This is a genomic window from Agrobacterium sp., from assembly GCF_059499945.1.
On sequence record NZ_JCABZP010000014.1, the window covers coordinates 336958 to 349066 of the forward strand.

Below are 12109 nucleotides of genomic sequence, written 5' to 3' on the forward strand. Positions count from 1 at the left end.
GTTTTTTAAAGGTGCCCTCGCTGCCGGCTCAACCGCCATACAATTGGGTCCGTTTGGACACACCGGGGCGGAAATTGTCCGCTCTAGTGGTCAGGTTGCTGGCGCGGCGGTTCCGCCTCCGGTAGAAAATCCTCTCCCCCGGCTGCTTTCCGGCTGCCTCTGGGTTGTAGGAGAGTGATGTGATGCCCATTCGCTTCGTGGCCGTAATCGCCATTGTCGCCCTGCTCGCCGGTTGCGGGGGGCGTCCGATCGGGGTCATGACGCCGACGGGGCAGACCGTGGCGGGAACCACGCCGGTCAATCTTCTCGTCGCCACCACCCGCGCGCCATCGGAAAACGCCGCCGTGCTTTTTGGCGGCGAGCGTGGAACGGGTCTGAAGGTGGATGCGGTGACGGTTTCCATTCCGCCCAACGCCAACCGCAAGGTCGGGCAGGTGCAATGGCCGAAGAAGCTGCCGCCCAATCCGCTGAAGGATTTCACCACGGTGGCGGTGGAGCCCATTCGCTCCGAAGCCGAGACCAGAAGCTGGATCGGCAGACACATCCAGAAGGACCGGCGCGTGCTGGTCTTCGTTCACGGTTTCAACAACCGGTACGAGGAATCCGTTTATCGCTTCGCGCAGATCGTCCATGATTCCGGCACTGACGTCGTGCCCGTCGTCTTCACCTGGCCGTCGCGAGCGAGCATCTTTGACTATAACTACGACAAGGAAAGCACCAACTATTCGCGCGATGCGCTGGAGGAGATGCTGACCCGCCTCGCCAAGGACAGGTCCATCGGCGAGGTCACGGTCATGGCCCATTCCATGGGCACCTGGCTTGCGGTGGAGGCGCTGCGCCAGATGGCCATCCGCAATGGCCGTGTCGATCCGAAGATCGGCAATGTCATCCTCGCAGCGCCGGATCTGGATGTGGACGTGTTCAGCCGGCAATTCGCAAGCCTCGGCAAAACCCCGCCCAAATTCACGCTTTTCGTTTCGCAGGATGACCGCGCGCTCAGCCTGTCGCGCCGCATTTCCGGCAATGTCGACCGTCTCGGCCAGATCGACCCATCCGTCGAGCCCTATCGCAGCGAGCTTGAAAAAGCCGGTATCACCGTTCTGGATTTGACCAAGCTGCAATCCGGCGACCGACTGAACCATGGTAAATTTGCCGAGAGCCCCGAGGTCGTGCGTCTGATTGGCGACCGCCTTATCGCCGGGCAGACGGTAACGGATTCCGACGTCGGTCTCGGTGAAGCTCTTGGCGCTGTCAGCATTGGTGCTGCGCAAACCGTTGGGACGGCGGCCAGCGTGGTGGTCAGCGCACCGATTGCAGTCTTCGATCCGCGCACACGGGAAAATTATGGCAGGCAGGTGGAACGACTGGGTCGCTCCATGGAAAACACGGTCGGATCGGTGGGTGATACGGCCGGCTCCGTGGTGGACGATCAGGCGCTTCAATCGTCAAGGGTGAACTGCGATGCTGCTGCCAACCGAAACCGGGCGGAATGCCGTAACCGCTAAACTACGATGCGAGAGAGGGGGCGGAAACGCTAAGCGTTTTTGTCATCACGCTCCCGTAGTTTTGTATACAGCTTGTATTTTTATCTGTATGGTCCGGTTAACAGCTCAACTTCCGGAGTAAGACCCCATGCGTTGGAAACGCACTCTCCAGCTTCTCGATGTCCATTGCGAAGGCGAAATCGGCCGTGTCGTCACCGGCGGTGCGCCGAAAATTCCCGGCAATACTGTGGCTGAACAGCTTCACTGGATGAATACCGATCCGCAGGGTGAGGCTCTGCGCCGCTTTCTGACGCTGGAACCGCGCGGCACGCCCATGGGCTCGGTCAATCTTCTCCTGCCGCCGAAACATCCGGATGCGCATGCGGCTTTCGTCATTCTCCAGCCGGATCAGGCGCATGCCAGCTCGGGCTCGAATTCCATCTGCGCAACGACGGCGCTTCTGGAAAGCGGCATGGTGGAAATGCAGGAACCGGAAACCGTCATCATTCTGGAAACGGCGGCCGGTCTGGTAAAGGCCACGGCCACCTGCCGCGACGGACGCTGCGAAAAGGTCAAGCTGACCATGGTGCCGTCCTTCGTGCACGAGCTGGATGTCAGCATCGACACGCCCGAATGGGGCAAGGTGACGATGGATATCTCCTATGGCGGCATTTTTTATGCGCTGGTCGATGTCCGCCAGATCGGTCTCACGATCGAAAAGGCCAATGCCGCGAAGCTGGTCTCGGCGGGCATGATCCTGAAAGATTTGGTCAACCGCGAAATGACCGTCGTCCATCCTGAAATCCCGGCCATCTCAGGCGTCGCCTATGTGATGTTCCGGGATGTGGATGGAGATGGTTCCATCCGCACCTGCACCACCATGTGGCCGGGCCGGGCGGATCGTTCGCCCTGCGGAACCGGCAACTCCGCCAATCTTGCCACGCTTTATGCGCGCGGCAAGGTGAAGGTGGGAGATGAATATAAATCCCGCTCGATCATCGGTTCGGAATTCGATGTCGGCCTTTCCGCCGTCACCGAGGTGGCGGGCCGTCCTGCCGTCATTCCAACCATCGCCGGGCGCGGCTTCACCTTCGGTCTGCATCAGGTTGGTCTCGATCCCTTTGACCCCCTGGCTGATGGTTTCGCGATGACCGATGTCTGGGGTCCGGAGGCGGGTAACATCTGAGCCACGCCTCAAAAAAATGACATTTACAGCCGCCCGATGGACTTTGGCGGCTGTTTTCCCGCGGCAAAAGATGCTAAGCGGGCGCCAATTCCGTCATGCTCCGAGGTATCCCGATGAAGTCGCTCACCCTGCGCCGCCCTGATGACTGGCACCTGCACCTGCGTGACGGGGCAATGCTGGAAGGGGTGATCGGGGATACGAGCCGCCATTTCGCCCGTGCCATCATCATGCCGAACCTGGTGCCGCCGGTCGTCACCACCGCCGATGCCCGCGCCTATCGCGAACGCATTGTCAGGGCCATTCCGGCGGGCGATCGTTTCGAGCCGCTGATGACCCTCTATCTCACCGAGGACACTCAGGCCGACGACGTGGAAGAGGGCAAAAAAAGCGGCCTCATCACCGCCGTAAAGCTCTATCCGGCTGGCGCGACCACCAACTCCCACGGGGGTGTGCGCGATTTCAACAAGGCCATGCCGGTTCTGGAGCGCATGGCGAAGATCGGCCTGCCGCTCTGCGTGCATGGCGAGGTAACGACACCGGAAGTCGATATTTTCGACCGCGAGAAAGCCTTCATCGATACGGTTCTGGAACCCCTGCGCCAGCGTCTGCCAGAGTTGAAGGTGACCATGGAGCACATCACCACCCGCGACGGCGTGGATTATATCAAGTCGTCCAAGGCCAATCTGGCCGGCTCGATCACCACGCACCACCTCATTATCAACCGCAATGCCATTCTGGTCGGCGGTATCAAGCCGCATTATTATTGCCTGCCCGTTGCCAAGCGCGAGGAGCACCGGCTGGCGCTGCGGGCTGCTGCGACTTCGGGCGACGCCCGCTTCTTCCTCGGCACGGATTCCGCCCCGCATGTGGACCCGCTGAAAGAATGCGCCTGCGGCTGCGCCGGCATTTACACCTCCATCAACACCATGAGCTGCCTTGCCCATGTCTTCGAGGATGAAAACGCCCTCGATAAACTGGAAGCCTTCGCTTCGCTCAACGGCCCGGCCTGGTATGGTCTTGCACCGAACGAGGAGACGATCACGCTGGTCAAACGCGAGAAGCCGGTGTCGTTTCCCGCCAAGATCGAGACGGGCGCCGGGCCGGTGACCGTATTCGACCCGATGTTCCCGCTTCATTGGGATGTAAGCTGATTTTTTTGATGACCGCCGGCACTGCCGGCGGTTTTGTTATGGTCCCCAGGCATTCGCCCTTCGGTGCCGCCTGCGGATGCCTGCAATGCTGAATCGAGACGCTGTGCTTTCCGAAAACCGATCCGGGTTTTCGGAGCGATAAACCAAGGCCGAAAAAGGAGAACGCCTATGAACCATTTCACATTCACTGACCGCACCGTTGTTGCGGAACTGGTTGCGAAGATGTTGTGGGAAATCAAGGCGGTCCATTTCAATTCCGAAAGCCCCTACACCTTCGCTTCAGGCATGAAGAGCCCGGTTTACATCGATATGCGCAAGCTCATCTCCTTCCCGCGCATCCGCTCGGCGGCAATGGATTTTGCGGCGGCGGCTGTCATGCGCGAGGCCGGTTTCGAGAAGTTCGACTGTGTGGCGGGCGGTGAAACGGCCGGCATTCCCTTTGCCGCCTTCCTTGCCGAGCGCCTTGGCCTGCCGATGATCTATTGCCGCAAGAAGCCGAAAGGCCACGGCCGCAACGCCCAGATCGAAGGCCATATGCCTGAAGGCGCACGCGTTCTCGTCATCGAGGATCTGACGACGGCCGGCGGCTCGATGTTCACCTTCATCGACGCCATCCGTGCGGCGGGCGGTATCGTCGATCACGGCATTGCGCTCTTCTATTACGGCATCTTCGAAGAGGCCGAAGCGCGCTTCGCCAACGGCAATGTCAAGCTGCATTACCTGACGACCTGGCGCGACGTTCTGGCGGTCGCCCGCGCTGAAAAACTGTTTGACGAAGAGACCCTGTCCGAGGTCGAGGCCTTCCTCGATAACCCCCTGCCGTGGTCGGCAAAGCGCGGCGGTGTCAGCGAATTGCCGCAATCGTGATTTCGGATGCGGCCAGCCCGGTTTTGCGGCTGGCCTTCCGATCGATCTTCGTCTAAATCGATTTAAGTCCATTTGATTTGCTGTTTGAGGAGGACCGTAATGATCCTGTGTTGTGGTGAAGCCCTGATCGACATGCTGCCCCGGCAGACGACGCTGGGTGAGGCTGGTTTTGCCCCCTATGCAGGCGGAGCGGTCTTCAACACGGCGATTGCGCTGGGGCGTCTCGGCGTCCCGTCCGCGTTCTTCACGGGTCTTTCCGACGACATGATGGGCGATATCCTGCGGACAACCCTGCGGGCGAGCAATGTGGATTTCAGCTATTGCGCAATGCTTTCGCGGCCGACCACGATCGCTTTCGTCAAGCTCGTCGATGGCCATGCCACCTACGCTTTTTATGACGAGAACACTGCCGGCAGGATGATTACCGAGGCCGATCTTCCGGCACTTGGTGCGGATTGCGAGGCGCTGCATTTCGGCGCCATCAGCCTCATTCCGGAACCCTGCGGCAGCACCTATGAGGCGCTGCTGGTGCGCGAGCACCAAAGCCGCGTCATTTCGCTCGATCCGAATATCCGCCCTGGTTTCATCAAGGACAAGCAGGCGCATATGGCTCGCATCCTCCGTATGGCGGCGAAGTCTGACATCGTAAAATTCTCCGACGAAGACCTTGAATGGTTCGGAGTGGAAGGCGACGAGGAGACGCTTGCACGCCACTGGCTGCATCATGGCGCAAAACTCGTCGTGGTCACCCGGGGCGCCAAGGGTGCCGTTGGTTATTCGGCCAATTTCAAGGTGGAAGTGGCGTCCGAACGGGTAGAGGTAGTCGATACGGTCGGTGCGGGCGATACATTCGATGCCGGCATTCTCGCTTCGCTGAAAATGCAGGGCCTTCTGACCAAGGCGCAGGTTGCCTCGCTGACGGAAGAGCAGATCAGGAAGGCTTTGGCGCTGGGTGCGAAGGCTGCGGCGGTCACGGTCTCGCGGGCCGGCGCGAATCCACCCTTTGCGCATGAGATCGGTTTGTGATGGGCGCGGTTGAACCATTTTGAACAGGTGGTTCAACACTCTTCCCGCCGCTAAAGCCGTAAAAAACCGTTATTTCGATATTATGAAGCTTGTGTCCGCTGTTTTTTCACGAAACAAGCATCGCATGAGCGTTCCCAAGTCCCATCCTTTTGATTTCGACCCGACCTATGGCATGCAGCGTGAACAGTTGCTGGCCATCACCCCGCCCGAGGCGCCGCCGGGCTTCGATGATTTCTGGAAAAAGCGCCATCGCCGCGCGCTCGCCACGGATCCTCGACCGGTACTGCGCAAGAGCAGGCTCAGCGACCCCCGCTGGCATGTCCTCGATATGACCTACACCTCCACCGGCGGTTTTCGTATCGGCGGGTGGATGCTGCTGCCGCGCGAGGGGCAGGTGCGTCGCGGCCTCGTTGTGGGCCATGGTTATGGCGGTCGCGAGGCTCCTGATTTCGACGTGCCGGTGGAAGAAACAGCCGTGCTGTTTCCCTGTTTTCGCGGGCTTTCGCTGAGCGCCTGCCCGCCGATCTCGTCCGACCCGGCCCTCCATGTTCTCTATAATATCGACAGGAAAGACGATTACATCATTGGCGGCTGCGTCGATGATCTGTGGGTTGCCGTTTCCACGCTCATAAGCCTTTATCCCTGGCTGGACGGGCAGGTGGGTTATAGCGGCATCAGTTTCGGCGGCGGCATTGGCGCCCTGGCCATCCCTTTCGACGAGCGTATTGATCGCGGCCATCTGGTGGTCCCGACATTCGGACACCGGCCGTTCTGGCTGACGCTGCCCACCGTCGGCAGCGCGGATGCGGTTCAGACGTACCAGAAGACCCATGCCAATGTGCTTGAAACGCTGCGCCTGTTCGATGCCGCCTGCGCCGCCGCCCGCATAAAAGTGCCGATGCTGGTCGCGCCTGCGCTTTTCGATCCGGCAGTGGCGCCGCCTTGCCAGTTCGCGGTGGCCAATGCGCTGCCACAATCAAAATTTAATGAAATCTTCATCCTCGACGCCGGACATTTCGATTACCCTGACAGCGCATCGCAAGATGCGGTCCATAAGGACAAGGTCAGACGGTTTTTCAAGGTGCTATGAAACGCGAATATCTCCGCTGGTATAGTCAAAGGCTCCATCGCGACATGGAGCTGTTAATATTCGGACATTCTGGCGCCAAAGTGCTGATGTTTCCCACCCGCGACGGGCGTTTCTTCGAATATGAGGAACTGGGCCTTGTCGGTAGTCTGGCCGACAAGCTAGAGGCGGGCCACCTTCAGCTTTATTGCATAGAGGGGCTGGCCAGAGAGACCTTCTATGCGGCCGGGCATCATCCCGCCGATCGCATTCGCCGGCATGCCGCTTTCGAAGAGTATATTCTGAACGAAGTGCTGCCGCTGATGGCCGAGAAAAACCCGAATAGTGACACGATCGTGCAGGGCTGCAGTCTCGGTGCATTTCAGGCCGCCAGCCTCGTCTTTCGCCACCCGCATCTGTTTCGCAAGCTCGTCGCCTTTTCCGGTCGTTATGATCTGACGATGAAGGTGGAATCCTTCGGTGATCTGTTCGACGGTTATTACGATGACGACGTCTATTTCCACATGCCGAGCCATTTCCTGCCGGGCCTCGCCTGCCCATGGCGGCTTGATCACCTGCGGCGTATCGACATGGTCTTCACCATCGGCGATGCCGACCCGTTTCTGGACAACAATCATCATCTGAGCCGGGTTCTGTTGGACAAGCAGGTGGGGCATCAGATGCATGTCTGGGAGGGTCGCGCCCACCGGGCAGGGGCATGGCGCAAGATGGCGGCGCTTTATATTTGAGGTCTGGCCCGCGTCTCAGGCGAGCAGGAATTCCATCAGGGCATTCTGGGCATGTAGGAGAAATGCCTTCGCTGCCCGGCTCTGGCAGCCCGGGTGCACCATGGCGTCCGCCGTCACCTCCTGACCACGCGCGACCGGCGGGCAGGGCAAAAAGATCGCATCGGGCCGCATCCTGTCGAGAAGGGATGCGGAGATGCGGTAATCGGCCAGATGATGATCAGGGCCGGCTGGCCAGGAATCGGTAATGACCACATCCGCATCCAGCAACTCTGCCATATCAGTGCTCACCCGGAAGTTCGGATTGATGAGCGCGGCATCGGTGACGTGCCATTGATCGTGGTAAACCTGTGTGACCTGAATGGGCAAGGAAATCGAGGCTTCGACCCATGAGCGCAAAATATTGGCGTCCGATGTCACACCGACGATTTTGAGGTCGTCTATCCGGCCTCTTACGCTTTTGACATAGGCCAAATCGCCAAGCGTTTCGCATGGATGATTGGACTTCGTCCGCGCGTTGATGACAGGCGCGCGCATTTCGGCTGCAAGCGCCCCGAGGGTCGAGAGTTCCTTCGTGCGGACGATCAGCAGGTCGAACCAGTTGTCGAGATAGCCCGCCAAATCGGCAATGTCTTCGCGGCCGTTAAAGCTGATCGGAACGGTAACGCAAATGCCGCCCATCGCCTGAATGCCGAGATCGAATGCCGCGGTATTGCGCCAGCCGGTGTCATCAACGATCAGCCCGATGCGCTTTCCCTTCAGGGTCTGTGGCGTCGCGGCCTTTGACCAGTCCTCGGCCAGAGCGCCCGCGCGGTCGATGATCGAGAAGACCGCATCCGCGGGCAGGTCGTGAAACTCCAGAAAGTCCTTGCCCGGCGGCAACGGCATATGCGCCTCCAAAACGATATTCGACCAACGCTGTATTGAAAAAAGCCGGAAGTCTGCTTCCGGCTTTCGTAAATTGCGGCGTGTGGGGTTTATCCCGCCAGTCCCGCCAGCGCCTTCACCAGTCCCTGTGTCGAGCTGTCATGGCCGGCAGCGCTTTCCTTGCCTTCAACGACGGGAAGCAGGCCGGTCGCCAGTTCCTTGCCAAGCTCCACGCCCCACTGGTCGAAGGAGTTGATGCGGAACAGCACGCCTTCCACGAAGACGCGGTGTTCGTAAAGCGCGATCAGGCGGCCAAGCGCAAACGGCGTCAGCTTGTCGTAGACGAAGGTGATGGACGGACGGTTGCCGGTGAAGACGCGGTGCGGCGCGATGAAATCGGCGAGCTTGTCTTCCATGCCCTTGGAGGTGAGCTGGGCTTTCGCTTCGGCCAGCGTGCGGCCCTTCATCAGCGCTTCCGATTGCGCCAGGCAATTGGCGATGAGAAGCTGGTGCTGATGGCGCAGTTCTGGCTCAAAACCGTTGGCGGCGATCATGAATTCCGCCGGAATGACGCTCGTGCCCTGATGGATGAGCTGATAGAAGGCGTGCTGGCCGTTGGTGCCGGGTTCGCCCCAGACAACCGGGCCGGACTGGCCTTCGACCGGCGTGCCGTCGATGGTTACGCCCTTGCCGTTCGATTCCATGTCGAGCTGCTGCAGGTAGGCGGGGAAACGCGAGAGCCGCTGGTCATAGGGCAGGATCGCCCGGGTCGGATAATTCAGCACGTTGCGGTTATAAAAACCGATGAGGCCGAGCAGCATCGGCAGGTTTTCGCGGATCGGCGCCTCGCGGAAATGCCTGTCCATGGCGTGCGCGCCATCCAGAAACTTGCCGAAATTGTCCGGTCCGATGGCGATCATCAGTGGCAGGCCGATGGCCGACCAGATCGAATAACGTCCGCCAACCCAGTCCCAGAAACCGAAAACGCGGTCGCTTTCGATGCCGAAGGCGGCGACCTTGTCCAGCGCGGTCGAAACGGCAGCGAAATGGTGCTTTACGGCCTCTTCACCCAGCTTCTCGGCGATGAACCGGCGCGCCGTGGCGGCATTCGTCATCGTTTCGATGGTGGTGAAGGTCTTGGAGGCGACGATGAAGAGCGAAGTCTCGGGATCAACGAGCTTCAGCGTGTCGGCAATATGCGCGCCATCGATGTTGGAAACGAAATGCGCGCGTGGGCCATCATGGAAAGGTGCGAGCGCCAGCGTCACCATCACGGGGCCGAGATCGGAGCCGCCGATGCCGATATTGATGACGTCGGTAATTTTCTTGCCAGTCGCGCCCTTCAGCGAACCGGAACGGATCGCATCGGCAAACTTGCCCATGGCCGCCAGAACGGCGTTCACATCAGGCATCACGTCCTTGCCGTCAACGAGAACCGGCGTGTCGGAGCGATTGCGCAGCGCGGTATGCAGCACGGCGCGGTCTTCGGTGAAGTTGATGGCTTTGCCGGAGAACATCTCCTCGCGCTTTGCCTCGACGCCGCCTTCGCGTGCGAGCTGTTCGAGAAGCGTGACGATCTCCTCATTCACGGCGCATTTGGAATAATCCATCAGCAGGTCATCGAATTTGGCGCTGAAACGGCTGAATCTCTTGTCGTCGGCCGCAAAGGCGGCGCGAAGATCGGTTGCGGCTGTGCTGCTCGCCGTTGCTTTCAGTTTTTCGATGGTGGCCTGCATCTTGTGCTCCTCGGCTTCCGTGGAAGGATGAGGAAACTATTCTTTTTCAGGCGGCCAAATCAAGGCGACTTTGATAAAAGAAAAGGGCCGGGATGAAAGAAAGAGCCGGTCGCCCGGCTCTCCCCATTGGCTGAAACAATCAGTTCAGATTGCGCAATTCGCGCCGCAAGATTTTGCCGACATTCGATTTCGGCAGCTCGGTGCGGAACTCGATGATTTTCGGCCGTTTGTAGTTCGTCAGGTTCTTGGCGCAGAAGGCCTTGAGCTCCGCTTCCGTCAGGGACTGATCCTTCTTGACCACGAAAAGTTTGACGGTTTCGCCGGAATGTTCATCCGGAACACCGATTGCCGCGCATTCCAGCACGCCCGGATGGCTGGCCGCCACTTCTTCCACCTCGTTCGGATAGACGTTGAAGCCGGAAACGAGGATCATGTCCTTCTTGCGATCGACGATCTTGGTGTAACCGCGCTCGTCCATGAAACCCATGTCGCCGGATCGGAAGAAGCCGTCCGCGGTCATGGCCTTTGCCGTTTCATCCGGCCGCTGCCAGTAACCGGCCATGACCTGCGGACCACGGATGCAGATTTCGCCGACTTCCCCTGTTGGCAGGCTGTTGCCGTCCTCGTCGCGAATATCGATTTCGGTCGAGGAAATCGGCAGGCCGATGGTGCCGCTGAATTCCGTGGAATCGAGACGATTGACCGTTGCAACGGGTGATGTCTCGGAGAGGCCGTAACCTTCGGCAATCGGGCAGCCGACGATCGAAAGCCAGCGCTCCGCAACGGGCCTTTGCACCGCCATGCCGCCGCCGAGAACCAGAATGAGGGAGGACAGATCGAGCTTGCGGAAATCCTCGTTGTTCATCAGCGCGTTGAAAAGCGTGTTAATGCCGGGGAAAACATGCGGCTGATAATGCGCCAGCTCCTTCACGAAGCCGGGAATATCGCGCGGATTGGCGATCAGCAGGTTATGGCCGCCGAGCGCAATGCCCATCAGCGAATTCACCGTCAATGCGAAGATGTGGCACAGCGGCAGCGCGCAGATGAAGTTGAGAACCTCCGGGCGATCTTTTTTGCCATTGAAGGCCGCGTCCAGCCATAGGCTGATCTGGACCTTGTTGGCCAGAAGATTGGCATGGGTGAGAACCGCACCCTTGGATACGCCGGTTGTGCCACCGGTATATTGCAGGAAGGCGATGTCCTGCGCCGTGAGGCTGACCGGCTTCAACGAAAATCCCTGACCTTCCTTCAGCATCGCCTTGAAGCCGATGGAGCCGGGGATGGTGTAGGCGGGCACCAGTTTCTTGACCTTGCGAACCACCAGATTGACGATATGCCCCTTGAGACCAAGCAGATCGCCCATCGCCGCGACGACCACATGCCGGACAGCGGTTTTTGGCACCGCCTGCTGCGCCACATGGGCGAAGTTTTCCAGCACAAAGATCGCCTTTGCGCCGGAATCCTTAAGCTGATGTTCCAGTTCGCGCGGTGTGTAGAGCGGATTGACATTGACCACGACCATGCCAGCTCGCAGGATCCCGTATACGGCGACGGGATTTTGCAGGATATTCGGCATCATCACGGCAACCCGGTCGCCTTTTTCCAGTCCTCTGGATTGCAGCCAGGCGGCGACCGCGCGGGTTTCAGCGTCCAGTTCCCGATAGGTCAGGGACTTTCCCATGCTGGAAAAGGCCTTGCGGTCGGCAAATTGCGCACAGCTCTTTTCGAGAAGTTCGACAAGGGAGGCATGGGCGGATGCGGGGATTTCGGAAGGTACGCCCGGCGGATAGGATGCCAGCCAGCGCTTCTGTGCGCCGACATTTTCCGGGTGTCCCAGGGACAGTTCACTCATGCTTCTCCTCCCAGAGTCTTTGTTGCGCCGCGTATTCATTGAAATACGTTAACGGCGCTTTCGGCTGCCTGATGTTCACGAGGCTCCCGCATTCAACCGGCCCAATCGGCCGGGTTGAGGAAACCTCA

10 protein-coding genes are annotated in these 12109 nt (G+C 59.5%); 7 read left to right on the forward strand and 3 right to left on the reverse strand.

From position 1 onward, the window contains the following. The first annotated feature begins 182 nt into the window (after nucleotides 1-182). From AC5I5B_RS13375 to AC5I5B_RS13405, 7 genes are all read left to right on the forward strand, one after another. Nucleotides 183-1505: an alpha/beta hydrolase gene (locus tag AC5I5B_RS13375; protein WP_003503627.1), complete on the forward strand. Its 1323-nt coding sequence runs from the start codon at nucleotides 183-185 to the stop codon at nucleotides 1503-1505. 127 nt (nucleotides 1506-1632) lie between these two features. Then, nucleotides 1633-2670 (forward strand): 4-hydroxyproline epimerase, encoded by a 1038-nt coding sequence (locus tag AC5I5B_RS13380; protein WP_060727044.1) that lies wholly within the window; start codon nucleotides 1633-1635, stop codon nucleotides 2668-2670. A 113-nt stretch (nucleotides 2671-2783) separates the two neighbouring features. Then, nucleotides 2784-3821: a dihydroorotase gene (gene pyrC, locus AC5I5B_RS13385; RefSeq protein WP_111784804.1), complete on the forward strand. Its 1038-nt coding sequence runs from the start codon at nucleotides 2784-2786 to the stop codon at nucleotides 3819-3821. A gap of 168 nt (nucleotides 3822-3989) precedes the next feature. Then, nucleotides 3990-4688, forward strand: coding sequence for an orotate phosphoribosyltransferase (locus AC5I5B_RS13390; protein ID WP_003503621.1), 699 nt, complete (start codon nucleotides 3990-3992; stop codon nucleotides 4686-4688). Nucleotides 4689-4787: 99 nt separating this feature from the next. After that, nucleotides 4788-5714 carry a carbohydrate kinase family protein gene (locus AC5I5B_RS13395; RefSeq protein WP_020011013.1) on the forward strand — a complete coding sequence of 309 codons (927 nt, stop codon included), beginning with the start codon at nucleotides 4788-4790 and terminating at the stop codon, nucleotides 5712-5714. A 124-nt stretch (nucleotides 5715-5838) separates the two neighbouring features. Continuing rightward, entirely contained in the window at nucleotides 5839-6804 is a 966-nt protein-coding gene (locus AC5I5B_RS13400) for an acetylxylan esterase (protein WP_111791939.1), read from the forward strand. Beyond that, nucleotides 6801-7529, forward strand: a complete 729-nt coding sequence (locus tag AC5I5B_RS13405; protein ID WP_111833733.1) for an esterase family protein — start codon at nucleotides 6801-6803, stop codon at nucleotides 7527-7529. Before AC5I5B_RS13400 ends, AC5I5B_RS13405 begins: the two co-directional genes overlap by 4 nt. Before the next feature lie 15 nt (nucleotides 7530-7544). Here the strand turns inward: AC5I5B_RS13405 and AC5I5B_RS13410 are convergent, their stop codons facing one another. From AC5I5B_RS13410 to AC5I5B_RS13420, 3 genes are all read right to left on the reverse strand, one after another. Beyond that, nucleotides 7545-8414: a Rossmann-fold NAD(P)-binding domain-containing protein gene (locus tag AC5I5B_RS13410; protein ID WP_495752739.1), complete on the reverse strand. Its 870-nt coding sequence runs from the start codon at nucleotides 8412-8414 to the stop codon at nucleotides 7545-7547. An 89-nt stretch (nucleotides 8415-8503) separates the two neighbouring features. Beyond that, on the reverse strand, nucleotides 8504-10129 hold the full coding sequence (gene pgi / locus AC5I5B_RS13415; protein ID WP_111833731.1) for a glucose-6-phosphate isomerase: 1626 nt from the start codon (nucleotides 10127-10129) through the stop codon (nucleotides 8504-8506). A 139-nt stretch (nucleotides 10130-10268) separates the two neighbouring features. Next, on the reverse strand, nucleotides 10269-11981 hold the full coding sequence (locus AC5I5B_RS13420) for a long-chain fatty acid--CoA ligase (protein ID WP_060722850.1): 1713 nt from the start codon (nucleotides 11979-11981) through the stop codon (nucleotides 10269-10271). Between the last annotated feature and the right edge of the window lie 128 nt (nucleotides 11982-12109).

Bases quoted from the DNA above. Each gene is read 5' to 3' on its own strand.
- AC5I5B_RS13375 (WP_003503627.1), top strand. From the start codon at position 183: ATGCCCATTCGCTTCGTGGCCGTAATCGCCATTGTCGCCCTGCTCGCC.
- AC5I5B_RS13380 (WP_060727044.1), top strand. From the start codon at position 1,633: ATGCGTTGGAAACGCACTCTCCAGCTTCTCGATGTCCATTGCGAAGGC.
- pyrC (WP_111784804.1), top strand. From the start codon at position 2,784: ATGAAGTCGCTCACCCTGCGCCGCCCTGATGACTGGCACCTGCACCTG.
- AC5I5B_RS13390 (WP_003503621.1), top strand. From the start codon at position 3,990: ATGAACCATTTCACATTCACTGACCGCACCGTTGTTGCGGAACTGGTT.
- AC5I5B_RS13395 (WP_020011013.1), top strand. From the start codon at position 4,788: ATGATCCTGTGTTGTGGTGAAGCCCTGATCGACATGCTGCCCCGGCAG.
- AC5I5B_RS13400 (WP_111791939.1), top strand. From the start codon at position 5,839: ATGAGCGTTCCCAAGTCCCATCCTTTTGATTTCGACCCGACCTATGGC.
- AC5I5B_RS13405 (WP_111833733.1), top strand. From the start codon at position 6,801: ATGAAACGCGAATATCTCCGCTGGTATAGTCAAAGGCTCCATCGCGAC.
- AC5I5B_RS13410 (WP_495752739.1), bottom strand. From the start codon at position 8,414: ATGCCGTTGCCGCCGGGCAAGGACTTTCTGGAGTTTCACGACCTGCCC.
- pgi (WP_111833731.1), bottom strand. From the start codon at position 10,129: ATGCAGGCCACCATCGAAAAACTGAAAGCAACGGCGAGCAGCACAGCC.
- AC5I5B_RS13420 (WP_060722850.1), bottom strand. From the start codon at position 11,981: ATGAGTGAACTGTCCCTGGGACACCCGGAAAATGTCGGCGCACAGAAG.